General features: G+C 71.1%; 23 protein-coding genes and 2 pseudogenes. 7 read left to right on the top strand and 18 right to left on the bottom strand.

The window, feature by feature from the left end:
• Positions 1-500 (bottom strand): MFS transporter (locus tag ABZ887_RS49130; RefSeq protein ID WP_361305891.1); only part of this gene is annotated, 500 nt, incomplete at its 3' end.
• A 184-nt stretch (positions 501-684) separates the two neighbouring features.
• On the opposite strand from ABZ887_RS49130, the gene ABZ887_RS49135 reads away from it, so the two are divergent.
• On the top strand, positions 685-1311 hold the full coding sequence (locus ABZ887_RS49135; RefSeq protein WP_361305893.1) for a TetR/AcrR family transcriptional regulator: 627 nt from the start codon (positions 685-687) through the stop codon (positions 1309-1311).
• 226 nt (positions 1312-1537) lie between these two features.
• Entirely contained in the window at positions 1538-1732 is a 195-nt protein-coding gene (locus tag ABZ887_RS49140; RefSeq protein WP_361305895.1) for a hypothetical protein, read from the top strand.
• A 213-nt stretch (positions 1733-1945) separates the two neighbouring features.
• Here ABZ887_RS49140 and ABZ887_RS49145 read toward each other — a convergent pair whose 3' ends face one another.
• The 11 genes and pseudogenes from ABZ887_RS49145 to ABZ887_RS49195 form a co-directional block, all read right to left on the bottom strand.
• A complete protein-coding gene (locus tag ABZ887_RS49145; RefSeq protein WP_361305897.1) occupies positions 1946-2629 on the bottom strand; it encodes a TetR/AcrR family transcriptional regulator in 684 nt (227 codons plus the stop codon).
• A 350-nt stretch (positions 2630-2979) separates the two neighbouring features.
• Positions 2980-3618, bottom strand: a pseudogene (locus tag ABZ887_RS49150) (transposase); the annotation flags it as partial.
• Positions 3619-4225: 607 nt separating this feature from the next.
• The gene (gene purB, locus ABZ887_RS49155; RefSeq protein ID WP_361305899.1) at positions 4226-5671 is read right to left on the bottom strand and encodes an adenylosuccinate lyase; all 1446 of its coding nucleotides are present in this window, start codon (positions 5669-5671) and stop codon (positions 4226-4228) included.
• A gap of 73 nt (positions 5672-5744) precedes the next feature.
• Positions 5745-6089: a DUF4326 domain-containing protein gene (locus ABZ887_RS49160; protein WP_361305901.1), complete on the bottom strand. Its 345-nt coding sequence runs from the start codon at positions 6087-6089 to the stop codon at positions 5745-5747.
• Positions 6090-6099: 10 nt separating this feature from the next.
• Positions 6100-6882, bottom strand: coding sequence for an SGNH/GDSL hydrolase family protein (locus ABZ887_RS49165; RefSeq protein WP_361305903.1), 783 nt, complete (start codon positions 6880-6882; stop codon positions 6100-6102).
• Positions 6883-6962: 80 nt separating this feature from the next.
• Positions 6963-7976 carry a hemolysin family protein gene (locus ABZ887_RS49170; protein ID WP_361305905.1) on the bottom strand — a complete coding sequence of 338 codons (1014 nt, stop codon included), beginning with the start codon at positions 7974-7976 and terminating at the stop codon, positions 6963-6965.
• On the bottom strand, positions 7973-9316 hold the full coding sequence (locus tag ABZ887_RS49175) for a hemolysin family protein (RefSeq protein ID WP_361305907.1): 1344 nt from the start codon (positions 9314-9316) through the stop codon (positions 7973-7975). Before ABZ887_RS49175 ends, ABZ887_RS49170 begins: the two co-directional genes overlap by 4 nt.
• A gap of 154 nt (positions 9317-9470) precedes the next feature.
• Positions 9471-9905: a GNAT family N-acetyltransferase gene (locus ABZ887_RS49180; protein ID WP_361305909.1), complete on the bottom strand. Its 435-nt coding sequence runs from the start codon at positions 9903-9905 to the stop codon at positions 9471-9473.
• 44 nt (positions 9906-9949) lie between these two features.
• Positions 9950-10804, bottom strand: coding sequence for a TIGR03621 family F420-dependent LLM class oxidoreductase (locus ABZ887_RS49185; protein WP_361305911.1), 855 nt, complete (start codon positions 10802-10804; stop codon positions 9950-9952).
• A 71-nt stretch (positions 10805-10875) separates the two neighbouring features.
• Positions 10876-13443 carry an FtsX-like permease family protein gene (locus ABZ887_RS49190; RefSeq protein ID WP_361305913.1) on the bottom strand — a complete coding sequence of 856 codons (2568 nt, stop codon included), beginning with the start codon at positions 13441-13443 and terminating at the stop codon, positions 10876-10878.
• 4 nt (positions 13444-13447) lie between these two features.
• Entirely contained in the window at positions 13448-14236 is a 789-nt protein-coding gene (locus tag ABZ887_RS49195) for an ABC transporter ATP-binding protein (protein WP_361305915.1), read from the bottom strand.
• Between the two features lie 152 nt (positions 14237-14388).
• On the opposite strand from ABZ887_RS49195, the gene ABZ887_RS49200 reads away from it, so the two are divergent.
• Together ABZ887_RS49200 and ABZ887_RS49205 are read left to right on the top strand one after the other, a co-directional pair.
• Positions 14389-14640, top strand: coding sequence for a toxin-antitoxin system HicB family antitoxin (locus ABZ887_RS49200; RefSeq protein WP_189266846.1), 252 nt, complete (start codon positions 14389-14391; stop codon positions 14638-14640).
• A 4-nt stretch (positions 14641-14644) separates the two neighbouring features.
• Positions 14645-15019: a fic family toxin-antitoxin system, toxin component gene (locus ABZ887_RS49205; RefSeq protein WP_189266847.1), complete on the top strand. Its 375-nt coding sequence runs from the start codon at positions 14645-14647 to the stop codon at positions 15017-15019.
• A gap of 29 nt (positions 15020-15048) precedes the next feature.
• Here the strand turns inward: ABZ887_RS49205 and ABZ887_RS49210 are convergent, their stop codons facing one another.
• Positions 15049-15732, bottom strand: coding sequence for a class I SAM-dependent methyltransferase (locus ABZ887_RS49210; RefSeq protein WP_361305918.1), 684 nt, complete (start codon positions 15730-15732; stop codon positions 15049-15051).
• Positions 15733-15806: 74 nt separating this feature from the next.
• Positions 15807-16493: a triacylglycerol lipase gene (locus tag ABZ887_RS49215; RefSeq protein ID WP_361305920.1), complete on the bottom strand. Its 687-nt coding sequence runs from the start codon at positions 16491-16493 to the stop codon at positions 15807-15809.
• Positions 16494-16612: 119 nt separating this feature from the next.
• Between ABZ887_RS49215 and ABZ887_RS49220 the strand changes: the two genes are divergently transcribed.
• A complete protein-coding gene (locus ABZ887_RS49220; protein ID WP_361305930.1) occupies positions 16613-18787 on the top strand; it encodes a LuxR C-terminal-related transcriptional regulator in 2175 nt (724 codons plus the stop codon).
• A gap of 103 nt (positions 18788-18890) precedes the next feature.
• Here ABZ887_RS49220 and bioD read toward each other — a convergent pair whose 3' ends face one another.
• From bioD to ABZ887_RS49240, 4 genes and pseudogenes are all read right to left on the bottom strand, one after another.
• The gene (gene bioD / locus ABZ887_RS49225; protein WP_361305932.1) at positions 18891-19598 is read right to left on the bottom strand and encodes a dethiobiotin synthase; all 708 of its coding nucleotides are present in this window, start codon (positions 19596-19598) and stop codon (positions 18891-18893) included.
• A gap of 2 nt (positions 19599-19600) precedes the next feature.
• A complete protein-coding gene (locus ABZ887_RS49230) occupies positions 19601-20890 on the bottom strand; it encodes an adenosylmethionine--8-amino-7-oxononanoate transaminase (RefSeq protein ID WP_361305922.1) in 1290 nt (429 codons plus the stop codon).
• Positions 20883-22136 carry a biotin synthase BioB gene (gene bioB / locus ABZ887_RS49235; RefSeq protein ID WP_361305924.1) on the bottom strand — a complete coding sequence of 418 codons (1254 nt, stop codon included), beginning with the start codon at positions 22134-22136 and terminating at the stop codon, positions 20883-20885. Before bioB ends, ABZ887_RS49230 begins: the two co-directional genes overlap by 8 nt.
• A 609-nt stretch (positions 22137-22745) precedes the next feature.
• Positions 22746-23620: pseudogene (locus tag ABZ887_RS49240) on the bottom strand (IS5 family transposase).
• A 65-nt stretch (positions 23621-23685) separates the two neighbouring features.
• Here ABZ887_RS49240 and ABZ887_RS49245 point away from each other — a divergent pair.
• Positions 23686-24000 carry a hypothetical protein gene (locus ABZ887_RS49245; protein ID WP_361305926.1) on the top strand — a complete coding sequence of 105 codons (315 nt, stop codon included), beginning with the start codon at positions 23686-23688 and terminating at the stop codon, positions 23998-24000.
• Positions 24001-24203: 203 nt separating this feature from the next.
• The gene (locus ABZ887_RS49250) at positions 24204-24758 is read left to right on the top strand and encodes an IS630 family transposase (RefSeq protein ID WP_361305928.1); all 555 of its coding nucleotides are present in this window, start codon (positions 24204-24206) and stop codon (positions 24756-24758) included.
• Positions 24759-24908: the final 150 nt, after the last annotated feature.

Genomic DNA, 24908 nt, shown 5'->3' on the forward strand with positions numbered 1-24908 from the left:
CAGCCGGCGACCAGCGGGCCGACCGCGATGGCCAGGCCGGACGTGGCGGTCCAGGCGGTGATGGCCCGGGCGCGCTCGGTCCTCGGGAAGATCGCGACGAGCAGTGACAGCGTCGCCGGCATCACCACGGCCGCACCGACGCCCATGATCGCGCGGGCGGTGATCACCAGGTCGGTGTGGTGGACCTGGCTGCCCATGACCGAGCCGCCGGCGAAGATCAGCAGGCCCAGGACGAGGGCGCCGCGGCGGCTGTACTTGTCGCCGATCGAGCCGAGCACGAGCATCAGCGCGGCGTAGGGGACGGTGTAGCCGTCGATGACCCATTGCAGGTCGCTGCTGCTCAGACCCAGATCCTTCGTCATGTCCGGCGCCGCCACGATCAGTGACGTGTTCGCCATGACGACGATCAGCAGGCTGAGACAGAGCACCAGCAGCGCCCACCATCGGCGCGGATAGGGCTCCGTCATCTTCTCGGCGGGTGTGCTTGCAAAGAGCGGCATGGAAGCTCCTCGGCAGGAGGTGAAGCGGAGGCTTCGGGGGTGCGGACCGGTGCGGGCAGTCGAGCTACGGCCTGAGGCTGCGGGGCACCGCGGGCGATTAATTACCCAATGGTGTGCAGATTAGCTTGTTGCCCGTTGGTGTGCAACTATTGAGTTGTCCCCCTCAGTGACCGGAGGTCCTGACATGACCCGCCCACAGGTGACAGACAGGCCGGAACGCAGCCGTAGCCGCCTTACCCGGGCACACATCATCGAGGCCGCACGGCAGGAGCTCAGTCGCAACCCAGAGAGCAGCCTCGGTGACATCGCCCAGGCGGCGGGGGTGGTGCGTCGCACGGTCTACGGCCACTTCAACGGCAGGGCCGCGCTCATGGAGGGGCTGGTGGAGGACGCCGCCGAGTCACTGCGACAGGCGATCGGGGCTCTGGGGACTCCCGCGCCGGACGAGGTCGCGGAGCTGGCACGCTTCGTGCTCGCCGTGTGGCCGGTCGGTGACCGGTACCGCATCCTTCTTCGACTAGCGCCCCAGGATCTGCGGGCCGAGCGGGTCGACGAGGTTCTCGCGCCCGCACGCGAAAGGGCGGCGGCGATCATCGCCCGGGGGCAGCGGCAGGGCGTCTTTCAGGTCAGCGTTCCGCCCGGCCCGGCGAGCCGCGCGTTGGAGGGGCATCTGCTGGGGCTCCTCGAGTGCGTGAACGCCGGGACCTGGAGTGATGACGGCACGGGCACCGCGACCGCCGCGCTGATCGCGATGGGGGTGGGCGGTGACGCCGCCGCCTCCTGTGTCCGAAGACTCGGCCGGTCCGAGTGAATGACTGCCTGAGTGCTCCACCCGTCCCAGGCGCAACCCCAACAAGATCCCCGAAAACTTCCAGGAGAAGACACCCATGGACCGGCCTCGGCCCGATGGTGATCTCGTCGGCGAGCCCTGTTACGGCGAAGGTGCCGCGTAGGTGAGCACGGCCCGAGGCAGCCTTCGGCACGTCGACATCACTGCCCGTGACATACCCGCCAATGACACGACCAGGCCCTTGCCGGTGACCAAGCTGACCGTCGGTGTCGACGGGCTGAAGATCTCGGGGAATGCCGACGAGGCACATGCCCGCAGTGTCGACGCGACCGCGTTCCTGTCGTACGACGATGTATCGAGCGCGCTGGGTGTGACCGTGTCGCAGGCGGACAGGTCACATCGAATCGACGCGACGGCCGGCCTACCGGTCGTGGTGACGTGACCGTGAGCGCCGCCGTCTCGGCGGCGAGCGGCAACCGCATCGCCTTCACCGACGTCCGGGCCGTTCGGGGTGAACTGCTGCCGCCGCTGAAGGCGATGCTCGGCAAGGCCCTGGCGGAGCCCATTCCACTGGAGAACATTCCAAAGGGGTTGCATCTGCGGTCGATCACCACCACACAGAGTGGGGTCGACGCCCGCTTCACCGGCCGTTCGGTCACCTTCCACCCGAGTTTGTCCGCGTGGGAATGGTGCCGGAGGAAGCTCGGACGAGGTCGGGAAGGGGGCGCCGGGCGACCTCGTGGGCCTCCTCCGGCGGGACGCCCAGCATGCGCAGCACCATCTTGGCGAGGTTCGCCGCAGTCTCGTCGCAGTCCAGGTCCTGACGGGAGAACCGCAGCTCCACCAGGGACAGCAGGGTGCCGCCGAGCGCGGACAGGGCCACGGTCGGGTCGACGTCGGTGAAGCGGCCTGAGGCCATGCCCACCTGGACGTCCCGCAGGGCCCGGGTGGTCAGGCCGTTCTCGGTGTGGATGTGGCCGAGACCGCGGCGGCGCAGAACCTGCATCAGCTCCGGGTGCGAGTCCGCCATCCGGGCGCTGAGCCGGAAGCCCGCCGCGACCAGTTCCGCCGGGTCGTCGATGCCGGCCAGCTGCTCGTCGAAGGCCTGGCCGAACTCTTCCAGGGCGTCCACCACTGCCGCCTCGAACAGCTCCGTCTTCGACTCGAAGTGGTTGTAGAAGGAGCCGAAGCCGACGTCGGCGCGCTCGGCGATCGCCTGGATGCTGGCGCTCGTGTCACCGGTTTCGGCGAGGATCTGCCGGGCTGCGCGGATGAGCGCTTGGCGGGTCTCGGCGCGGCGCCGCTCGAACCGGTTGCTGGGCTGGACTGACGTAGGCATGCTCGGAGTCTAACTATGTGACGATGGTCGTTGCAGTTCTGATGAATTCGTCACCGCATGCAACATCCCTTCTGGTGAGCGGTCGGCTCTGCTCGTTCGAACGGTGGGTGCCGGTTCAGGTCGGTTTGAGGTGACCGGTACGCCTGGGCCCTGATGTTCGCGCTGTCCGGTCGGCTTGTGGCGTCCGGGCGGGGATCAGGGGTGTCTCTGCCGTACTGCTCGCTTGCGATGCGCGGGTGATTCTGGACTGTGTATGAGCATTTGTGCGGACTCCAGTCGCCTGAAACCAAGCAACTCGACCACCCAACTCGGGGCAGTCCGGAGCCTCCATCAGACCCGGAGCGGTTCAGTCAAGCCGCGAGAGCAGCGGGCGGCACGAGTTCGTAGGTCCGTCCGTCGCGGAGGAGGGTCCACAGGACGTTGACGCGGCGGCGAGCCAAGGCGAGGACTGCCTGGATGTGGCGCTTGCCTTCGGCTCGCTTGCGTTCGTAAAACCGGCGGGAGTCCTCGCAATGGCGGATGCTGAACAACGCGGAGATGTAGAAGACTCGTTGGAGGCGGCGGTTGTAGCGCCGCGGCCGGTGGAGATTGCCGCTGATTTTGCCGGAGTCGCGGGGCACGGGTGCGACGCCGCCGAAGCCGGCGAGGCGGTCTGCGGTGCCGAAGGCGGTCATGTCACCGCCGGTCGCGGCCAGGAACTCGGCGCCGAGGATGACACCCAGGCCCGGCATGCTGGTGATCACTTCGAAGTCCCGATGGTCGCGAAACCGTGCCTCGATCGCCTTGTCGAGCTCGGTGATCTGCTGATTGAGGGCCATCACTTCCAGCGCGAGCGTGTGCACCATCTGAGCGGTGAGTTTCTCGCCGGGCAGGCTGGTGTGCTGACGCCCGGCAGCCTCCAGGGCTGTCTCGGCCAGCCGGTCGGCGCGCAGGACCTTGCGGTTGCGCAGCCAGGATTCAAGCCGTTTCTTGCCTGTCCGGCGGAGGGAGGCCGATGCCCGGCGGGGCTGGCGGCTCGTTGGTCGGGGCAGCAGCGGCCGTCTTGGCGTTCCCGGTCGCAGGTAGCGCCGGACGCAGCACGAGAACGCGGATCGGGCGCACGGTACGCGGCCGCCCCGCACGCCCCGGCCGGGAACGGGTCGCGTGGCGGCGCGAGACCAGGTCACGGTGCCGGTGCAGCACAGTGTCCGGGCGCACCAGCAGCCGTGCCCGGTGCAGCACGCCGCGCGGGAGCCGGTGCAGGAGCGGGGCCGGGAACACCCGGTCACTCGTGGCGAGCCGTACCCGATCCCGGCCGAGCTGGCGTTCCAGCACAGTCGAGATCGGGGGAGTAACCGTCGAGATCGGGGGAGCAGAGGGCGTGTATGCGAACGTGACACCGGGACTAGAGTTGCGGATCGCGGAAATGCTGCACCGTTTCCCAATCTTTTCCCAGTTGATCTTTCGAGTCGTGTTTCTGCGCAGGTCAACGGCGTGTTTCTAGACGTCGGTTGATCCCGCAGAACAGGACGTGGAGGCCGTCCGCGAGCACGTCCGGTACCAGACGGTCGCGGGCGGCCTCCAGTTCCGCCGCCGTGAAGCGAGGGGAACGGCCGGTCAGAGGATCGCTCCGGGGGTGTAACCGGCGGCCTCGGGGTGCTGCTTGACGAGTTCCTCGATCCGGCCGACGACGACACCGACCTGGGCGGCGGCCGCGCCCGTGAAGGACAGCCTGTCGGCCATCAGAGCCGCCAGCTGCTCGCGGTCCAGCGGCAGCCGCCCGTCCGCGGCGAGCTTGTCGAGCAGGTCGTTGCGCTCGGCGCCCTGCTCGCGCATCGCGAGCGCGGTGGCGACGGCGTTCTCCTTGATCGCCTCGTGCGCGACCTCACGGCCGACGCCCGCACGCACCGCGCCCATCAGCACCTTGGTGGTGGCGAGGAACGGGAGGTAGCGGTCCAGCTCGCGGGCGATGACGGCCGGGAAGGCGCCGAACTCGTCGAGGACCGTCAGGAACGTCTCCAGCAGGCCGTCGAGCGCGAAGAAGGCGTCCGGCAGAGCCACCCGGCGCACCACCGAGCAGGACACGTCGCCCTCGTTCCACTGGTCGCCCGCCAGCTCGCCGGTCATCGAGGCGTAGCCGCGCAGGATCACCATGAGGCCGTTGACACGCTCGCAGGACCGCGTGTTCATCTTGTGCGGCATCGCCGAGGAGCCGACCTGGCCCGGCTTGAAGCCCTCGGTGACCAGCTCGTGCCCGGCCATCAGCCGGATCGTCTTGGCCAGCGAGGAGGGGGCGGCGGCCAGCTGTACGAGCGCGGTCACCACCTCGTAGTCCAGCGAGCGAGGGTAGACCTGGCCGACCGAGGTGAACGCCTGCGAGAAGCCGAGGTGCCGCGCGATCCGGTCCTCCAGCTCCGCGAGCTTCGACGCGTCCCCGCCCAGCAGGTCCAGCATGTCCTGGGCCGTGCCGACCGGGCCCTTGATGCCGCGCAGCGGATAGCGGGCCAGCAGCTCCTCGACGCGGCCGTACGCCACCAGCAGCTCGTCGGCGGCCGTCGCGAAACGCTTGCCCAGGGTGGTGGCCTGCGCGGCCACGTTGTGGGAGCGGCCGGCCATGACCAGCTCGGCGTACTCGCCGGCCAGCCTGCCCAGACGGGCGAGGACGGCCACCGTACGGCTGCGCATGAGCTCCAGGGAGAGCCGGATCTGCAGCTGCTCGACGTTCTCCGTCAGGTCCCGGGAGGTCATGCCCTTGTGCACGTGCTCGTGCCCGGCGAGGTCGTTGAACTCCTCGATCCGCGCCTTCACGTCGTGCCGGGTGACCTTCTCGCGCTCGGCGATGGAGGCCAGGTCCACGGTGTCGAGGACCCGCTCGTAGTCGGCGATCGCCGCGTCCGGCACCTCGATCCCGAGGTCCTTCTGGGCCCGCAGCACGGCGAGCCAGAGCTGCCGCTCCAGCTTCACCTTCTGCTCGGGCGACCAGAGCGTGGCGAGCTCGGCGGAGGCGTAGCGTCCGGCGAGGACGTTCGGAATGCGGGGCTTGGCGGGCGCGGCTGAAGTCACGTGTACGGATTCTACTGGCGATTCCTGCAGGCCAGCGCCATGAGTCGGCTTGTGCGAAGCTACGAGAGCCAGGTCACGGCTGGGGCAGGTCGGCCAGTTCCGCCAGTACGTGCGCGTGGCACAGCTCGGGCGCGCACCAGCAGGCCAGTGTCTTTCCGCGCAGTTCGGCCACCAGTTCCAGCAGCTCGGGGCGCTCCAGCAGATACGCCCGGTACATCGCCATCACCTCGGCCCGGGTGCCGTCCCGCTTCTTCTTCGGGGTGTCGTAGGCGAAGGGGTTGTACAGGGGATGGCGGGGGAGATCCCAGCCGCCCATGGTCCAGCGGCGGCCCACGTAGACGACGCCCGCGGGGGCGTGTTCCAGCCGGGGGCCGAACGCGTGGATCCGGCCCCTGACATTGATCACCCGGGTGGGCACGGGACCGCCCCTACGCCTCGTACGGCAGCAGCTCCGGCCGCTTCGGCGCGCGGCCGTCGCCGGAGGAGCGGCCGGTGAGCCGGCGGCCTATCCACGGCAGGAGGTACTCCCTGGTGAAGCGGGCGTCCTCGACCCGGCGGGCGACCCAGCCGGGCGGGGGCGTGGCCGGGATCGGGGTGCGCCACCCGGTGTCCTCGGGCTCGTAGCCGAGGGTCTGCCAGACCGCCTCGGCGACCCTGCGGTGCCCCTCGGCCGTCAGGTGCAGCCGGTCCACGTCCCACATCCGGGGGTCGGCCAGCGAAGGCGCGCCGTACAGGTCGACGACGAGCGCGCCGTGCCGCTCGGCCAGTTCGTCGACGACGGCGAACAGCTCCTCCATACGGGGCCGGAACCGCTCCAGGACCGGGCCCTGGCGGCCGGGGCTGCGCATCAGCACCAGCCGCTCGCAGGCCGGCGCCAGCCGCTCCACCGCCTCGGTGAGCAGGTCCCGGACCCGCCCCATGTCGCACTTGGGGCGCAGCGTGTCGTTGAGGCCGCCGACCAGCGTGATCACGTCGGGCCGCATCGCGACCGCCACGTCCACCTGCTCCTCGACGATCTGGCCGATCAGCTTGCCGCGCACCGCGAGGTTCGCGTAGCGGAAGCCGGGGGCGCGGGCGGCCATCCGGGCGGCGAGGACGTCGGCCCAGCCCCGGTAGGAGCCGTCGGGCTTGAGGTCCGACATGCCCTCGGTGAAGGAGTCGCCGATCGCGACCAGACTGGAGTGTGCGGGAAGCACCGGGTTCTTCTGCATGGCGTCAGAGATGGTATCCCGGGGCGCATACCCGCCGGTCGGTCACTCCCTCCGACGGAGACTCCTTCTCCGGTGCGGCCCTAGGCGTGCTGCCCGAACAGCTCCCGCAGCACGTCCTCCATCGTCACCAGACCCGCCAGCCGCCCGTCGTCGCCGAGCACGCCCGCCAGGTGGGTACGGCTGCCGCGCATCGCGGTGAGCACGTCGTCCAGCGGGGTGTCCTCCCGCACCCGGGCGATCGGCCGCATGTCCCGTAGCCGGAACGCCTCGTCCCGGGGCGAGGCGTCCAGCGCGTCCTTGACGTGCAGGTAGCCGACGTTCCGCCGTCCCTCGTCCACCACCGGGAACCGGGAGAAGCCCGACTCCGCCGACAGCCGCTCCAGCTCCTCCGGGGTGACGCCCACGCGCGCGTAGACGACGCGTTCCAGCGGCACCACCACGTCCCGCACCGGCCGCCGGCCCAGCTCCAGGGCGTCGTGCAGCCGCTCCTGCGCCCGGTCGTCGATCAGGCCCGCCTCGCTGGCGTCCTTCACGATCTCGGCGAGCTGGGTGTCCGTGAAGGTCGCCGAGACCTCGTCCCTGGTCTCCACGCGGAGCAGCCTGAGCAGGCCGTTGGCGAAGGCGTTGATCGTGAAGATCACCGGGCGCAGCGCCCGGGACAGCGCGACCAGGGGAGGGCCGAGGAGCAGCGCGCTGCGCACCGGCTCGGCCAGTGCCACGTTCTTCGGCACCATCTCGCCCAGCAGCATGTGCAGGTAGGTCGCGAGGGACAGCGCGATCACGAAGGAGACGACGTGGCCCGCGCTCGTGGGCACGCCGACCGCGTGGAACACCGGTTCCAGGAGGTGCGCGATCGCCGGCTCCGCGACCACACCCAGCACCAGCGTGCACAGCGTGATGCCGAGCTGGGCGGCGGCCAGCAGCGCGGACACGTGCTCCAGCCCCCACAGCACGCTCCTGGCCCGCCGGTCGCCCGCCTCGGCGTGCGGCTCGATCTGGGAGCGGCGCACGGAGATCAGCGCGAACTCGGCGCCGACGAAGAACGCGTTCACGACCAGCGTCGCGAAACCGATCAGCAGTTGTACGGCGGTCACCGCTGCCCCTCCCGGCCCGTCTCGTCGTCCTCGCCGCCGAGCGGTGCGTGCAGCAGCACCCGGGCCGCTCGCCGTCCCGACGCGTCCACCACGTCCAGGCGCCAGCCGGCGACCTCGACACCGTCCCCGGTCTCGGGTATCCGGCCCAGCTCGGCCGCGATCAGCCCGGCCAGCGTCTCGTACGGCCCCTCGGGCGGCCTGAGGCCCACGCGCGCGAGCTGGTCCATGCGGGCCGCGCCGTCCGCCGAGTAGAGCGCTCGGCCCGTCGCGTCGGCACCGGCGGGGGCGAGGTCGGGCGTCTCGTGCGGGTCGTGCTCGTCGCGGACCTCGCCGACGACCTCCTCGACGATGTCCTCCAGGGTGGCGACCCCGGCCGTACCGCCGTACTCGTCGATCACGACGGCCATGGTGCGCCGGCCGCCGAGGCGGTCCAGGAGGCGGTCGACGGTGAGGGACTCGGGGACCAGCAGGGGTTCGCGCATCACCTGGGCGACCCGGACCCGGGCCCGCTCCTCGGCGGGCATGGCGACGATGTCCTTGATGTGGGCGGTGCCGACGACCGAGTCCAGGCTGTCCTCGTAGACCGGGAAGCGGGACAGGCCGGTCGCCCGGGTCGCGTTCGCCACGTCCTCGCAGGTCGCCCGGACCTCCAGGGCGACGACCTGGACGCGCGGGGTCATCACGTTCTCGGCCGTGAGATCGGCGAGGTTGAGCGTGCGCACGAACAGCTCGGCGGTGTCCGCCTCCAGCGCGCCCTGCTTGGCGGAGTGCCGGGCCAGCGCGGCCAGCTCCTGGGGCCCGCGCGCGGAGGCCAGCTCCTCGGCGGGTTCGATGCCCAGGCGCCGTACCAGCCGGTTCGCGGCGTTGTTGAGATGCGTGATGAACGGCCGGAAGGCCGCGCTGAACCAGCGCTGGGCGTTGCCCACCCGCTTGGCCACGGCCAGCGGTGCGGAGATCGCCCAGTTCTTGGGCACCAGCTCGCCGACGACCATCAGGAACACCGTGGACAGGGCGGTGCCGATCACCAGCGCCAGCGAGCTCGCCGCCGACGCCCCGATGCCCACGGCCTCCAGCGGGCCGGCCAGCAGCTTGGCGATCGAGGGCTCGGCGAGCATGCCGACCACCAGATTGGTGACCGTGATGCCGAGCTGCGCCCCCGAGAGCTGGAACGTCAGGTTCCGCACGGCCTTGAGGGCACCCGCCGCCCCGCGCTCGCCGCGTGCCACGGCGCGCTCCAGCTCGCCGCGCTCGACCGTGGTCAGCGAGAACTCGGCCGCGACGAAGGCGCCGCAGGCGAGCGACAGCAGGATCGCCACCAGCAGGAGGAGCACTTCGGTCATCGGGTCACCTCCGTCCCATGATCGGACAGGGCGGACGGGACCGCGCGGTGTTGGCTGCGGACAGGACCGGGAGGCTCGCCCATGGCTGGACGCTCACACACCTTTCATCGGGGAACGACTGTCTCCCCAATGGTAAAGGATCGGCAAAGTAGCCTCAGTGGCCGCCGTCCGTCAGCGGCTTCACCCACCGCCGCCACTGCTCCTGGGGCTCGTACCCCGCGGCCTGCCAGGCATGGTGCGCGGTCTCGTTGCGCACCAGCACCATCGCGTCCGCGCGTCGCCCGCCGAGCCGTACGAACCGCTCGTCGGCGGCCGCCAGCAGGGCCGAGCCGATGCCGCGGCGGCGCCGCTCGGGGTGCACGGCCAGCCGGTACAGATGGCAGCGCCAGCCGTCGAAGCCCGCGATCACCGTGCCGACGAGCTCACCGTCCAGTTCGGCGAGGAGCAGGGCCTCGGAGTCGGTGGCGAGGAGACGGTCCACCCCGCCGCGGTCGTCGCTGATGCTGGTGCCCTCGGCCGCCGTCTTCCAGAAGGCGAGCACGCTGTCCAGGTCGTCGGGCCCGGCGGTCCGTATACGCAGGTCGGTCATACGGCGATCCCATCACAACAGCCCTGGCCCACCCGCCGATTCCACTATGCGGACAGCGCCTTCGGCACCGGGGTGAACGCCTCCATGTACGGCTCCAGCACGGTCAGATACGAGAACCCGTACCGCTCGCGCAGCCCCCGTACCCGTGCGACGACCTCCTCCAGCGTGCCGACGAGGACGGTCGGCAGGGCGAGGGCCCGGTCCAGGGTCAGCTCCGGCCGCCGCTCCAGCAGCGGGCCGAGCGCGGCCGACGGGTCGTCGGTGATCGCCACGATCTGGATGAGCAGGTTCCGTTCGGCGGGTTCCTCGCGGCCGACCGCCGACTCCGTGTAGCGGGCCACCCGTTCGTCGAGTTCATCCGCCGTGACCGGTTCCAGGCGACCCTCCGTGTTGCCCGGTGTCAGGCGGGCCCCGGTGAAGGCCGCGATGTCCGCGTGCTCGGCGGTCAGCCGCAGCATCCGGTCGCCGTTGGCACCGATCAGCAACGGCACCTCGCACCCGTCCGACTTCAGCAACTCCTCGACCGTGCGCCGCAGATGGTCCACCCGCTCGCCCGGCGAGCCGAACGGCAGCCCGGCCCGGTCGTGCTCCGCCTGCACATAGCCGGTGCCGAGCCCGAGTTCGAGACGGCCGTCGGTCAGCGCGGCGGTCGTCGCCACCTCGCGGGCCAGCAGCGTCGGGTTCCAGAAGGCCGCGTTGAGCACGAAGGTGCCGAGCCGGGGCCGCTCGGTGGCCCCGGCCGCCGCGACCAGCGCCGGGAACGGCGCCGGCATGCCGAGATGGTCGGGGACGAGAAGCACGTCGTACCCGAGTTCCTCGGCGCGCCGGCACTTCGCGCGCCATTCGCCGGCCGCCGCGGGCGTGAGCAGGTTGACCCCGAAACGGAACGGGCGCGGCATGAACTCTCCTCAGCAGTAGGCGACTTGAGCCACTCGTGCGGCGACTGGAGGCATTCGTGCGGCGATCCGAGTCATTCGTGCGCGATCGCCGCCAGCACGTTCATCCGCGACGCACGCAACGCCGGCAGCAGCGCGGCGACGATGCCCACCACCGCCGAGCCGATCACGACCGCGACGATCGTGCCCCACGGAACGGCGAGCGCCTTCATGCCCTGGAGCGCCAGGACCTGCTGGGTGCACACGCCCCACACCAGGCCCAGCGCCAGCCCCAGCACCGCGCCGAACACCGCGATCACCACCGACTCCAGCCGGATCATCCGGCGCAGCTGCCGCCGGGCCAGCCCGATCGCGCGCAGCAGCCCGATCTCCCGGGTCCGCTCCACGACCGACAGGGCCAGGGTGTTGACCACCCCGAGCACCGCGATCACGATCGCGAGCCCGAGCAGCGCGTACACGAGGTAGAGCAGCACGGCGATCTGGTCGTGCACCAGCTTCTTGTAGTCGGCCTGGTCGCGGACCTGCACCTGCGGGTACGGCGCCAGCGTCTTCTCCAGCCGCGAGCGCACCTGGTCGGCAGTGGTGCCCGGGGCCCGGTTGACGTACAGCGAGGAGTCCTGGCCGCCGGGGACGTACTTCTCCACGGTGGCGATGCCGAAGAACAGCCCGCCCTGCGTGCCAAAGCCGCTGCTGCCGTCCTGGTCGGTGAGGGCGCCCACCTTCATCTCGGCCCGCTTCCCGCCCTGGAACTCGACCGGGAGCACGCTGCCGAGGCGCACCTTGTGGTCCGCGGCGAAGGTGGCGTCCATGCCGAGACTGCCGGCGGCCAGCGCGGCCGCGGTGTCGCCGTCTTTGTAGGTGACATGGGCGACCTCGTCGACCTGGGGGTCGTACCCGGCGGCGGTCGTGGTGACCCGCTTGCCGTCCGGCAGCCGAACCGCAACCGCCGCGAACCGCTGCCGTACGACGAGATCCACGCCCTCCGTGCCCCGCACCTTGTCGGTGATCTCCTGGGTGAACGGCAGGAAGTTGCTGTTCTGGACGACGAAGTCGGCGCCCAGCGTCTTGTCGATCTGCTGGTCGAAGGACTTGGACATAGAGGCGCTGGCCACCGACATCCCGCCGACCAGTGCGAGCCCCACCATGAGCGCGGCGGCGGTGGCGCCGGTGCGGCGGGGGTTGCGCAGGGCGTTGCGCTGGCTCATCCGGCCGACCGGGCCGAACAGGGCGGGGAAGGCCCCGCCGAGGACCCGGATCACGGGGCGGACGAGCAGCGGCCCGGCGATGACGGTCGCGATCAGGGTCAGCACGACCCCGAGGCCCAGCAGCGAGGCGGCGGAGGCGGTCTTCGAGGCCGCGGCACAGCCCGCGAGGGCCGCCGCCCCGAGCGCCCCGACGACCCCGCCCGCGATCGCCCGCACCTTCAGCGGCTTGCCGATCCCGGCGATCTCGGCGTCCGCGAGCGCCGCCATCGGGGACACGCCGGCCGCACGCCGGGCGGGCAGGTACGCGGCGACGAAGGTGACGCCGACGCCCACGACGTACGCGGCGACCGGCGTGCCCCAGCCGACGACCATCTCGGTGGCCTTGAGGTTCATCCCGAACGCGCTCATCAGCTTGATCAGCCCGAACGCCAGCCCGACCCCGGCGCCCAGGCCCAGCGTCGAACCGACCAGGCCCAGCAGCACCGCCTCGGTGAGCACGGACCGCCGCACCTGCCGCCGGTCCGCGCCCAGGGCGCGCAGCAGCCCCAGTTCCCGGGTGCGCTGCGCGATCAGCATGGAGAAGGTGTTGACGATGAGGAAGACGCCCACCAGGGTCGCGATCCCGGCGAATCCCAGCATCACGTACTTGATGACGTCGAGGAAGCCGCCGAGGTCCGCGGCCGACGACTTGGCCTGCTCGTCGGCGGTCTTCAGGTCGTACGTCCCGGTGCCGATCGCCGCGCCGATACGGCCCTTGAGCTCGGCGTCCGTCACGCCCTGCGCCGCGTCCACCGAGATGCTGGTGGCCCGGCCCGTCGAGCCCAGCAACTCCTTCGCGGCCACCGCCGGGTCGAGGAAGACCAGGGCCGCGCCGGGGTTGGTGGTGGTGAAGGTCGCGATGCCGACGATCTCGACCCTGAAGGTGCCCGGCTGGGCCTGCACGGTCAGCGTGTCGCCGATCCGGACGTGCTTCTTGTCGGCGGTGTCCGCGTCGAGCAGCGCCTGTCCGGCGCCCTGCGGGGCATGGCCCGAGGTGAGCTTCACGGGGCTGCGATGGGTGAGGTACCAGTCGGTGGCGATGGTCGGGGCGCCGGTGGTCGGGCCGACCGACTTGTTGTGGCTGTCGACCACCACGATGTTCTGCACCGAGACGTCCGCGTGGGTGTCCGCGACCCCGTCGACCTTCGCCACCTCGCCCGCGAGCGAGGCCGGCACGGTCTGGACGGCGCCGGTGGGCACCGACGACTTGAGGTCCTGCTTCGGCTCCACCGTCACGTCGGCGGAGGTGGAGGCGAACAGCCGGTCGAAGGTGCGGGTGACGGTGTCGGAGAAGATCAGGCTGCCCGCGACGAACGCCACGGACAGGACGATGGCCAGCGCGGACAGCGTCAGCCGTCCCTTGTGCGCGAGGAAGCTGCGCAGGGTTGCCTTGAGCACCGGGTCAGTCCTCCTCGGGCCCGGAGGACCCGCGTCCCACGTCGAACCGCTTCATCCGTTCGAGCACGGCGTCCGCCGTCGGCCCCTCCATCCGGTCCACGATCCGGCCGTCCGCGAGGAAGAGCACCAGGTCGGAGTGGGCGGCGGCGCCGGGGTCGTGGGTCACCATGACGACCGTCTGGCCGAGCTGGTCGACGGCCTCCCGCAGGAAGCCCAGCACCTCCAGACCCGCCCGTGAGTCCAGGTTCCCGGTCGGCTCGTCGGCGAAGATCAGCTCCGGGCGGGAGGCCAGCGCCCGCGCGCAGGCCACGCGCTGTTGCTGGCCACCCGAGAGCTGCGCCGGCCGGTGCTTGAGCCGGTCCCGCAGCCCGAGCGTGTCGATGACCTGGTCCAGCCACTTCTCGTCGGGCTTCTTGCCCGCGATGTCCATGGGCAGGGTGATGTTCTCGGCCGCGTTCAGCGTCGGGATCAGGTTGAACGACTGGAACATGAACCCGATCCGGTCCCGGCGCAGCCGCGTCAGCTCGCGCTCCCGCAGCCCGGTTATCTCGGTGCCGCCGAGCCAGACCTGACCGGCCGACACCGTGTCCAGCCCCGCCAGACAGTGCATCAACGTGGACTTGCCCGAGCCCGACGGGCCCATGACCGCGGTGAAGCGGCCGCGCGCGATGTCCACGTCCACCGAGTCCAGCGCGAGCACCGCCGTCTCGCCCGCGCCGTACGCCTTGGTCAGCCCGCGCGCACGGGCCGCGACCCCGTCGGCGGCAGGCGCCTCCGCAGCTGCTGTGGACAAGACTGCCTCCCCGTTTCACCCGACGGTCACCCGACCTCTTTGCCGGGGTCTTTGTCCGGGTCGAGCGTAGTGTGACCCGTCCCACAGCCGGTATCACTTTTCGATTCCGATGCGCGCTGGCATTGCTAGCGCGGTCGCGCTAGCTTCGAGGTATGGCGAAGACCCAGCTGAACGTGCGCGTGGACGAGGGCACCGCCAAGGCGGCCCGCGAACGCGCTCTCGCGCGTGGTGTGAGCGTCAACCGCTACATAGAGGAACTGGTCATGCAGGACACGGGTGAGGCCGGCCGGACGTTCGTCGAGGCCGCCGCCGATTTCATGAAGCAGTACGAGTCCGTCTTCGCCGAGGAGTTCGGCGAGCCGCACGGTAGCGACACGTCTGACAAGACCGAAGGCCGTCACTGATCCCTTGAGCGACCTGACGATCGACCTCGCCTGGCTCCTCATGCTCGCCGAACAGAAGACCCCGGGTGACCCGCAGGTCACCGACTGGGGTGCGCTGATCGCCGCCGTCGCCAGGCATCGGGCCGAGATATTCGACGTCCCCGTCTACGACACCCCGCACGCCCGGGCCGCCGCCCTGCTGCAGCTCCTGATCCACGTCCCGGCCCTGGAGCGCTCGAACGCGCTGTTCGCGTCCTCGGTCGCCTACGCCTACCTGGTCGCCAGCGGCCTCAAGGTCGCCACCTCGCCCGAGCAGGTCCGCGACCTGGCCCGGCTGGTCAAGAACGGCGAGGCGGGCGTCGCCGACATCGCCGAGGAACTGCGCCGCTGGAGCCTGTGACCGGTCCGGCCGAGCCCGTGATCAGGCTCTCAGGCTTCCGGGGGTTTGCGGGCGACGCCCAGCGCGCAGTACGAGGAGGGCAGCCGCGGCCCGTTCTCCGGCAGGAACACCCGGCGGTAGGGGCCGAGCTCGAACCCGGCCGCGCGCAGCTCGGCGACCGGGTCCCGGGACAGATGGCAGTCGCCGCTCAGCAGCGGCCACACCGTCCGGTCCAGGGCCCGCTGGGTGAGCCTCATCGCCGGGCCGCCGCCCACGCCGTGCTCGAAGAACCGCAGCTCACCGCCCGGCCGCAGCACCCGCCGCACCTCCGCGAGCGCCCGCTGCACGTCCCGGACACTGCACAGCACCAGGGACAGCACCGCCGCGTCGAAGGCCTCGCTCTTCACCGGCAGCGCCTCCGCCGCACCCGGCACCACGTCCACCGGGACATCGGCCCGCACGGCGGCGTCCGCCGCCAACTGCCGCAGGGTGCGCTCCGGTTCGATCGCGACGACCTCCGCGACCGAACCGGGATACCGCGCGAAATTGAGCCCGTTGCCGGCCCCGATCTCGATCACGCGCCCGGACAGTCCGGAGAGCAGCCGCTCCCGGATCGCGGCCATGCCGAGTCTGGTCTCGGCGGTCACGCTGCAGCGGGCGTAGAAACGGGCGAACAGCGGGTGGTGGACGGGATCCCGCACCGGTGTCCCGGCGCCGGCGGACAGCAGCCGCATGACGGACCTCCTGACGGAAGCAGGCCTACGGTGATTGTCCCCCGCACGGGCCCGTCGCACCCCCGCGGCAGGTCCTACGAGATGAAGTTGCGCACCTGCTGGTAGACGCCGTAGTCGTCGTTCATGTCGGTGTGCGAGATGCAGCCCACGTCGACGTTGGTCGCCCCGCTCAGCTCCGCCGAGGTGTCCGGGTCGATCGCCGCGTCGCAGTCCGACCAGTACGCCGCGTACGAGACGCTGCCGGGCGTCTCGTCACCGGAGTTCAGGGCGGTCAGGAACGAGCTGCCGGTCGTCATCTCCTTGCAGGACGTGTACAGCCACCCGCACAGCGAGGCGACGCTCGTCCCGTGGTTCACCCCGGCGACCGAGACGAAGTCGTCCACGTACGAGGTCCCGCCGAGGTTCTTGAGGTAGTAGCGGCTGTTGAGCGCGCCCATGGAGTGCACCACCAGGTCGACCTTGGAGGCGCCGGTCTTGGAGAGGACGGACTGGATGTAGCTGGATAGCGTCGAGGCGGTGGTGACGTTCGACTTCGTCCAGTCGTACGAGATCGCGTACAGCTCGGAGGACGAGTAGCCGTCCGCCTCGAAGTCCGAGATCCAGGTGTTCCAGCTGCTGGAGTCGCTGCTCAGACCGTGTACGAACACGATCGGGTCGTGGCTCGCCGCGTGCGCGGTGCTGGCACTCAGGGGGAGGGACAGAAGGAGCGAACCGGCAATCGCCGACAGAGCGGTTGCGATGCGACGCTTGGCGCGTTGCATGATGCCTCCTGAAACGGGTGGGGTTGTTCAGGAGTGTCAGGACGGGTCTACGCGCGCCGCATCGGTGAAGTCGCCAGTCTTTACGAGTCAACTAACTCGCCAGTAACGTCTTTGGTGTGGTGATACCGGTGAACCCCCCACCTCTCGACCGCACTTCGCCACCGCAGCCGACCGACGCGGGGCCGTGCCCGGCTTCGGCGCTCCCCGAGGGCGTCCGCGCCCGGGTGCTCCGCGTCGTATACGAAGACCAGCGCGCCGTGGCCGAACTCGTGCCGCGTCTCACCGAACGGCAGGCGGCCGGCGCCGACCCGCTGCCGGTCGAACCGGCCGAACTGGCACCGGGGTTGCTCCATGCCCTGCGCCGGGAGATCCGCGCCCTGCCCGACGAGGCCCGGCTGCTGTTGCTGCTCGCCGCCGCCGACCAGTACCCGGTGGCCACCCACGCCTTCCTGCGCGCGGTCACCGCCGGCCGGCTCGACACCCGCCCGCTGGAGGCGGCCGAGGCGGCCGGGATCGCCCACGCCAGCGCCGGCGGGGTGTTCTTCCGCGACCCCTGGACCCGGATCGCCGCCTACGAGACCGCCTCACCGGCCGACCGGCGCGAGGCCCACCTGCTGCTCGCCCGGGTGCTCGGCGGCAAGGACGAGACGACCCGGCGCACCTGGCACCGCGGCGCCGCCGCCCTCGGCCCCAGCACCCGGCTCGCGGCCGAGCTGCGCACCGCCGCCGACCGGGCCCGCGCCGAAGGGCGGCCCGCCCTGGCCCGCGCCCTCGCCGAGCGTGCCGCCGACCTCTGCCCCGACCCGGCCGAGGAGGCCCGGCTGCTCGCCCGGGCCGCCGCCGACGCCTGGTGCTCCGGGGAGCCCGACCGGGCCAGACGGCTTGCCGCCCGTACCGACAACACCGCCCTCAACGGCGTCCTCGCCCTCAGAGCCGGCAACGCCGCCGAGGCCTTCGACGCCCTGCTCACCGCCGCGGTACGGCAGGAACGTTCCGCCGATGCGGTCGAACTCCTCGCCCTCGCCACCGAGGCCGCCGTCTACACCGGCGACCTCAGACGCTGCCGCGAGGCCCATGTCCTCGCCCAGTGGCTGGACCTCCCGCCGTCCGGCATCCTCGCCGCACTCGCCTGCGCAGTCGAGGGCCGCTACGCCGACGCCCGCGTCCTCCTCAAGGGCACGTCCGGCCGCTGTGGGCCCGGCGGCGACCCCGGTCCGCTGATCCACTCCGGCATCGCCGCGCTGATGCTCGGCGACCACACCCGGACCGTCACCGCCACCCTCCGGGCCGCCGCCTCCGCCCGGGCCCGCGGCATCCCCGGGACGGAAGCACAGGCCATGGAGTTCCGGGCCTACGCCGACTTCTGGACCGGCCGCCCCCGGGCCGCCGAGGCCGCCGCCCAGGACGCCCTGCGCCAGGCCTACGCCGCCGGGCAGGACAACGGGGCCTGCCATCTCCAGGCCGCGCTCGCCATGTTCGCCGCCGTCACCGGCGACGAGGAGGCCTGCCGGGAGCGCGCGGCGGCCGCCCGCTCGCACGCCCTGGCCCACGGACTGGGCCTGCCCGCCGCCCTCGCCCAGTGGGCGCTCGCCTTCCTCGACCTGACCAACGGCCGCTTCCCGGCGGCCGCCGCCCGGCTGCGCGCCCTCGCCGGCTTCGGTCCCGGGCACGGCCACCGGGCCATCCGGCACCTGGCCACCCCGCACTACGTCGAGGCCGCCGTACGCACCGGCGACACCAGGGTCGCCCGTGCCGCGCACGCCGACTACCACCGCTGGGCCACCGCCGTCCGCAGCCCCGACGACCTCGCCCTCAGCGCCCGCTGCCGGGCCCTGCTCGCCCCCGGCGCCGAGGCGGTCCAGCACTACCGTGCCGCCCTCGACCTGCACGCCCGCGGCACCCGGGACTTCGAACGCGCCCGCACCGAGCTGCTGTTCGGCGGTGCGCTGCGCCGGCTGCGGCAGCGCACCGAGGCCCGGGACCGGCTGCACAACGCCCTGGAGGCCTTCGAGTCCTTCGGCGCCCCGCACTGCGCCGCCCAGGCCCGCGCCGAACTCCGCGCTCTGGGCACGGCGTTGACACCTGCCACCAGTGCGCCCGACCCGGCCGCCGTGCTCACCGCCCAGCAGCTCATGGTCGCCCGGATGGCCGCCGAGGGCGCCACCAACCGGGAAATCGCCGACCGGCTCAACCTCAGCCCCCGCACCATCGACCACCATCTGCGGGGGGTCTTCAGCCGGTTGGGGATCCGATCCCGGATCGAACTGGTACGGCTGCTGGGCGCATCGCCCTAGGCCGTCGGTCGGGTGCGGCGCCGTCGTGGCTGGTCGCGCAGTTCCCCGCGCCCCTAAAGGGGCGCTCCACCGGCGCACCCGACCGACGCGGCCTGCCCCGGCACTAACGCGCTACCCGCCCCCGGAACGCCTCCGCGTCCCAGCTCCCGTCCAGCCGCGCCGACAGCCAACTCGGCGCCAACGTACGGAAGTCGGCGGGGGAGAGGGCACCCGCCCCGGCCGGCACCGCACCCAGCAGCGGCGCCCCCGCCACCTCCGGCAGGTCGGCGACATTGCACCGCGACGCCAGATCGGGGGAGTCGGGCCAGCTGCCGATCACCACGCCCAGCAACTCCAGCTCCCGGGCCCGCAGTTCACGGGCCGTCAGCTCGGTCGTGTTCAGCGTGCCGAGTCCGGCCGACACCACCACCAGCACCGGTGCGTTCAGCAGCCGGGCCGCGTCCGCCAGCGTGCCGCCCGCCGCGTCGAACCGGACGAGCAGCCCGCCCGCGCCCTCCACCAGCACCAGTTCGTGCTCGGTGGCCAGCTTGGCCGCTGCCTCCGCCACGTCCTGCGGATGCACGGGGGCCATTCCCGCTCTCCGGGCCGCCGTGCCCGGCGCCAACGGCTCCGGGAATCGGGCCACTTCGGCCGCCGTCACGGCTCCCGCGAGCCGCGCGACCTCGTCGGCGTCCCCGCGCTCGTCCGGTCCCACGCCCGTCTGCGCGGCCTTCAGGACCGCCACCGAGCGGCCCGCGGCGGCGGCGATCGCGGCCGTGGTGACCGTCTTGCCGACCTCCGTGCCCGTCCCCGTGATCACCAGGATCGGCATGTTCATCCCTCCCGCGCGGCGGCGCACACCGCGCGCGCGATCCGTGCCACGTCCGCGTCACCCGTGACGTACGGCGGCATCGTGTACACCAGGTCGCGGAACGGCCGCAGCCACACGCCCTCGCGGACCGCGGCGGCTGTCGCGGCCGGCATGTCGACCTCGTGGTCGAGCTGGACCACCCCGATGGCACCGAGGACCCGGACGTCCCGGACACCGGGGAGCTCCCGGGCGGGTGCCAGGCCCTCCCGCAGCCCCGCCTCGATCCGCTTGACCTCCGTGAGCCAGTCCTGGCCGAGGAGCAGCCCGAGCGAGGCGCAGGCGACCGAGGCCGCGAGCGGGTTGGCCATGAACGTCGGCCCGTGGGCCAGCACCGGCACCTCGCCCCGCGAGATCCCCTCGGCGACCCGGGGCGTGCACAGGGTCGCCGCCATCGTCAGGTAGCCGCCGGTCAGCGCCTTGCCCACGCACATCACGTCCGGGGTGACGGCCGCGTGGTCCGCCGCGAACAGCGCGCCGGTGCGCCCGAAGCCGGTCGCGATCTCGTCGAACACCAGCAGCACGTCGTGCGCGTCGCACGCCTCGCGCAGCACCCGCAGGTAGGCGGGGGAGTGGAAGCGCATCCCGCCGGCGCCCTGCACCACCGGCTCCACGATCACCGCGGCCAGCTCGTGCGCGTGCCGCTCGACCATCGAGCGCAGGTGCCCGGCGTACGCCTCGTCGTACTCCGCGGGCGGCGCGTCGGCGAACACCTGGCGGGGCAGCACCCCGGACCAGAGCTCGTGCATCCCGCCCTCGGGGTCGCAGACGGACATCGGCTGCCAGGTGTCGCCGTGGTAGCCGCCGCGCCAGGTCAGCAGGCGCTGCTTGGCGGGGCGGCCGAGGGAGCGCCAGTACTGCAGGCACATCTTCACCGCGACCTCGACCGACACCGACCCCGAGTCGGCGAGGAAGACGTGCTCCAGGCCGGCGGGTGTGATGTCGACGAGGAGCTTGGCCAGCCGGACGGCGGGCTCGTGGGTGAGCCCGCCGAACATCACATGGCTCATCCGGCCGAGCTGGTCGTGCGCGGCCTCGTTGAGCACCGGGTGGTTGTAGCCGTGGATCGCCGACCACCAGGACGACATGCCGTCGACGAGTTCGCCCGAGCCGTCCGCGAGCCGCAGCCGGACCCCGCTCGCCGACTCCACGACGAGCGGTTCGGCCCGGCCGGGCATCGGGCCGTACGGATGCCACACGTGCCGACGGTCAAGGTCCAGCAGCTCGGGGACGCTCAGGCCGGGCACGTCAGGCATTGGGCGCGAGATCCGTTCCGGCGCCACGGCGGCGGACGGCGACCAGGTCGGTGCGCGGCTCGTTGGCGGGGACGGTGGCGGGGACAGTCACAGCCTCGGCCGCACCCTCGTGGGATCCGCACACCGAACCGCATCCGGCGCCCTCGCCCGCGTGCGACCCGCAGCCCGCGCCTTCCGCCGCGTGCGATCCGCACCCGGCGCCCTCGGCCCCGTGCGACCCGCAGCCGGCACCCTGCGCCTCGGCCCGGTGCTGCGGGAGCGTCACCTCGTCGGCGCCCTCCACCACGAACCCGGCGTCCGCGATCATCTCCAGGTCGGTCTGGCCGGCCTGGCCCTCGGTGGTGAGGTAGTCGCCGAGGAAGATCGAGTTGGCCAGGTGCAGCGCGAGCGGCTGCATGGTGCGCAGATGGACCTCGCGGCCGCCCGCGATCCGGACCTCGACGTCCGGGCAGACGAACCGCACCATCGCCAGGATGCGCAGGCAGCGCTGCGGGGTGAGGTTCCACTCCTTGGCCAGCGGGGTGCCCTCGACCGGGATCAGGAAGTTCACCGGAACGGAGTCAGGATCCAGCTCGCGCAGCGAGAAGACCACGTCGACCAGGTCCGCGTCGCTCTCGCCCATGCCGGCGATCAGACCGGAGCAGGCCGACAGCCCCGCCGCGTGCGCCTTGTTGACCGTGTCCACCCGGTCGGCGTACGTGTGCGTGGTCGTGATGTCCCCGTACGTCCCCTCGGACGTGTTGAGGTTGTGGTTGTAGGCGTCCGCGCCCGCCTCGCGCAGCCGCTCCGCCTGGCCGTCGGAGAGCAGGCCGAGGCAGGCGCACACCTCGACGCCCTCGTTCTGCTCCTTGATGGCCTTGATGGTGCCGGCGACCCGGTCCACGTCCCGGTCGGTCGGGCCGCGTCCGCTGGCCACCAGACAGACCCGCTTGGCGCCCCCGGCCAGGCCCGCGGCGGCCGCCTTCGAGGCCTCGTCGGGTTTCAGCCAGCTGTACTTCAGGATCCCGGTGGAGGAGCCCAGCCGCTGCGAGCAGTAGGAGCAGTCCTCGGGACACAGGCCCGACTTGAGGTTGACCAGGTAGTTGAGTTTCACGCGCCGCCCGAACCAGTGCCGGCGCACCTTGCCGGCCGCGGCCACCACGTCGAGCATGTCGTCGTCGGAGGTCGCCAGTACGGCGAGCGCTTCCTCGCGGGTCGGCAGCTCGCGCCGAAGCCCCTTGTCCACCAGCGTGTTCAGCAGGTCCATGAGAGCCGATCCTGTACTACGAGGCTGCTCCGGGCCAAGGAGAGTTTGCACAACCCTGTCAGTTCGACGTGTGGGGTATGTAACATGACCACCCTCGTACGTGGGGTCCACAGAGAGCACGGAAGACCAGGTCAGAGGCCCCAAGTCCGCATCCCGCCGCCGATTTGGTGAGAGAGTCATGTGTGAGACGCAGGGGCCAGTGGATCAGTATGGAGGGTTCCTACAACACCCCCGGAGAGGCTGTTCCCTCACGCGCCGTGCGTGACCTGGTGCATGCTGTTCTGGAAGCTTTCGACATCCCCCACCCTGTGACCGTAGGGGACCGCGAGGCGCATGACCGGATCTTGAGCGAACGGGCCACGCGCGCGGCAATCGCGCTCCGCAGCACGCTGGACGGGTGCTCCCTCGAAAACGAACAGACAACCGGATATCTGCGAGAACGGCTTGCTGAGTATCCCGCTACCGGCTGTGGCCGGTGGGCTGGTCGGTAGCCACAGAGGCTCTGTACGGCCCTCTGAGGCGCAAAGGAACCCCAGCGTTGTCCGCTGGGGTTCCTGTCTGCGTGGAGTCCCATCAGGGGCTCTCTAGGGTGTGTATCGGAAGTGCTGGTCACAGCCACTCGTTGATGGCCGCGACGAGGACGGTCGCCTCGTAGCGGACTGCGAGTTTGTTGTAGCGAGTTGCCACGGCGCGATGCCTCTTGAGCCGATTGATGCCGCACTCGACCGCGTGCCGAGCCTTGTAGTCCTCGGGGTCGAACTTTGGTGGCCGGCCGCCATGGGAGCCGAGCTTCTTACGGTTGTGGGCCTGGTCGGCCTTGTCCGGGATAGTGCAGCGGATACCGCGTCGACGCAGGTAGGCCCGATTCTTGCGGGACGCGTACGCCTTGTCTGCACGGACCCGGTTGGGCCGGGTCCGCGGACGCCCCGAACCCAGACGGGCGACGCGGATCCTCTTCAACACGGCCTTGAACTGCGGGGAGTCACCGCGCTGCCCGGCGGTGATCACGATCGACATGAGCTTCTGCCCCTGCTCGACGGCGAGGTGCAGCTTGGTGGTCAGGCCGCCGCGCGAGCGTCCGAGTCCATGGTCGTCCGGCTCGACGCTGATACCGCCCGGCGGCTCGACCTGCAGGTCCCCCTTTTCCTCGCTCCGGCGGCGTGCTGGTGGGCCCGGCACACAGTGGAGTCGATGTTGAGGTCCCAGGTGATGAGCTCCCTGGCGTCGGCCTGGGCCTCTAGTTCGGTGAAGATCTGCTGCCAGGTGCCATCCCGCTGCCAGCGGCGGAAGAGGTCATACACCCGGGCCCAGGGCCCATACCGCTCCGGCGCGTCCCGCCACGGGACACCGGTACGGGTACGGAACCGTATGCCGTCGATCAGCTGGCGCCTGGTCCATGTCGGCGGGCGACCTGGCTTCCTGCCCTTGGGTAACAGCAGCTTCAGCCGGTACCACTGCGTATTTGTCGGATCTCCACGTGCCACCCGACGATCATCACAGGCCGTGATCTACTTCTGGGCATGGTGCCAATGCGCAAGAAGCCGAGGTCATGACCAACCACTGCTGCGAGGCGATGAGCCGCCGCGTGAACGTGCGCTGTGACCAGCACGACGACCCCTTCGCCTGCCCCGACGCGCTGATCGACTTCAGCGCCAGGTTCCAGGAGTACGGGCTGATCATCCTCGACGGAGGGACGTCGAGCATCACCATCGGCTTCTGCCCGTGGTGCGGACGGCGTCTCCCCGAGTCACAGCGGGACCGATGGTTCGAAGAGCTGGAACGCCGCGGGATCGATCCGTGGGAGGACGAAGTCCCTGCCGAGTTTCAGGACGACCGCTGGCTCGCCGCCCTGCATCGGGACTGAACAACCAACAGCCCCTCAAGCCACTTCCGATACACGCCCTAGAAGCGTCCTGAAAATCTTGAAATCGCGCCCGGCTTGCGACGCTTTGGTCTGATTGACATTTACCGGCAATCCGGGGCGAGCCGGGCGGCCCGAGCAAGATCTTCAGCGGTCTCCTAGTGTCCTGCGCCTGAAGTTCGTTGAATATGTGTAGCCTTGCTCGCATGGCGCGCATGGGACGGCCGGTGGCCGAGGTGACGTTGACCGACGACGAGCGCGAGACGCTGGTGCGCTGGTCGCGGCGGGCGACCTCGGCTCAGGCCCTGGCTCAGCGTTGCCGGATCGTGCTGGGCTGCGCGGAGGGAAAGCCGAACCAGCAGGTGGCCGCCGAACTGGGCATCTGGCCGCAGACGGTGGGCAAGTGGCGCCGGCGTTTCCTGGAGTCGCGCCTGGACGGCCTGGCGGACGAGCCGCGTCCCGGTGCCCCGCGCAAGATCTCCGACGAGGAGGTCGAGGCACTCGTCGTGGCTACCCTGGAGCGCACTCCGCAAGACGCCACGCACTGGTCGCGAGCTTCCATGGCCGCCGAGAGCGGCTTGTCGAAGTCCACCGTGGGGCGGATCTGGCGGACGTTCGGCCTCAAGCCGCACCAGGTGGACACCTTCAAGCTGTCCAACGACCCGCAGTTCGTCGACATGAAGTTTCCCCGTGATCTTGGACACTCGTCGGTTATGTCGCGAGGGCGTGTTGATGCCGCTGCCTGGTCTCGGCTGGGGTGAGGTAGCCGAAGGTCTTGTGCTTGCGCAGGCGGCGGCGGTTGTAGAAGGTCTCGATGACCCTGTTGCCCAATTCGAGGGAATTTGCGTCGATCACTCGGTCGGAGGCAGGCGGCGAGACGGATCCTGCTGGTCAGGGGCGCGTGAATGGGG

The organism is Streptomyces sp. NPDC047061, from assembly GCF_040643955.1.
Taxonomy (GTDB): Bacteria; Actinomycetota; Actinomycetes; order Streptomycetales; family Streptomycetaceae; genus Streptomyces.

What these genes read in the sequence shown, in the direction of transcription:
- ABZ887_RS49135 (WP_361305893.1), top strand. Translation starts at nt 685, where the DNA reads ATGACCCGCCCACAGGTGACAGACAGGCCGGAACGCAGCCGTAGCCGC.
- ABZ887_RS49145 (WP_361305897.1), bottom strand. Translation starts at nt 2,629, where the DNA reads ATGCCTACGTCAGTCCAGCCCAGCAACCGGTTCGAGCGGCGCCGCGCC.
- ABZ887_RS49165 (WP_361305903.1), bottom strand. Translation starts at nt 6,882, where the DNA reads ATGCAGAAGAACCCGGTGCTTCCCGCACACTCCAGTCTGGTCGCGATC.
- ABZ887_RS49175 (WP_361305907.1), bottom strand. Translation starts at nt 9,316, where the DNA reads ATGACCGAAGTGCTCCTCCTGCTGGTGGCGATCCTGCTGTCGCTCGCC.
- ABZ887_RS49180 (WP_361305909.1), bottom strand. Translation starts at nt 9,905, where the DNA reads ATGACCGACCTGCGTATACGGACCGCCGGGCCCGACGACCTGGACAGC.
- ABZ887_RS49185 (WP_361305911.1), bottom strand. Translation starts at nt 10,804, where the DNA reads ATGCCGCGCCCGTTCCGTTTCGGGGTCAACCTGCTCACGCCCGCGGCG.
- ABZ887_RS49200 (WP_189266846.1), top strand. Translation starts at nt 14,389, where the DNA reads ATGGCGAAGACCCAGCTGAACGTGCGCGTGGACGAGGGCACCGCCAAG.
- ABZ887_RS49210 (WP_361305918.1), bottom strand. Translation starts at nt 15,732, where the DNA reads ATGCGGCTGCTGTCCGCCGGCGCCGGGACACCGGTGCGGGATCCCGTC.
- ABZ887_RS49215 (WP_361305920.1), bottom strand. Translation starts at nt 16,493, where the DNA reads ATGCAACGCGCCAAGCGTCGCATCGCAACCGCTCTGTCGGCGATTGCC.
- bioD (WP_361305932.1), bottom strand. Translation starts at nt 19,598, where the DNA reads ATGCCGATCCTGGTGATCACGGGGACGGGCACGGAGGTCGGCAAGACG.
- ABZ887_RS49230 (WP_361305922.1), bottom strand. Translation starts at nt 20,890, where the DNA reads ATGCCTGACGTGCCCGGCCTGAGCGTCCCCGAGCTGCTGGACCTTGAC.
- bioB (WP_361305924.1), bottom strand. Translation starts at nt 22,136, where the DNA reads ATGGACCTGCTGAACACGCTGGTGGACAAGGGGCTTCGGCGCGAGCTG.
- ABZ887_RS49245 (WP_361305926.1), top strand. Translation starts at nt 23,686, where the DNA reads ATGACCAACCACTGCTGCGAGGCGATGAGCCGCCGCGTGAACGTGCGC.
- ABZ887_RS49250 (WP_361305928.1), top strand. Translation starts at nt 24,204, where the DNA reads ATGGCGCGCATGGGACGGCCGGTGGCCGAGGTGACGTTGACCGACGAC.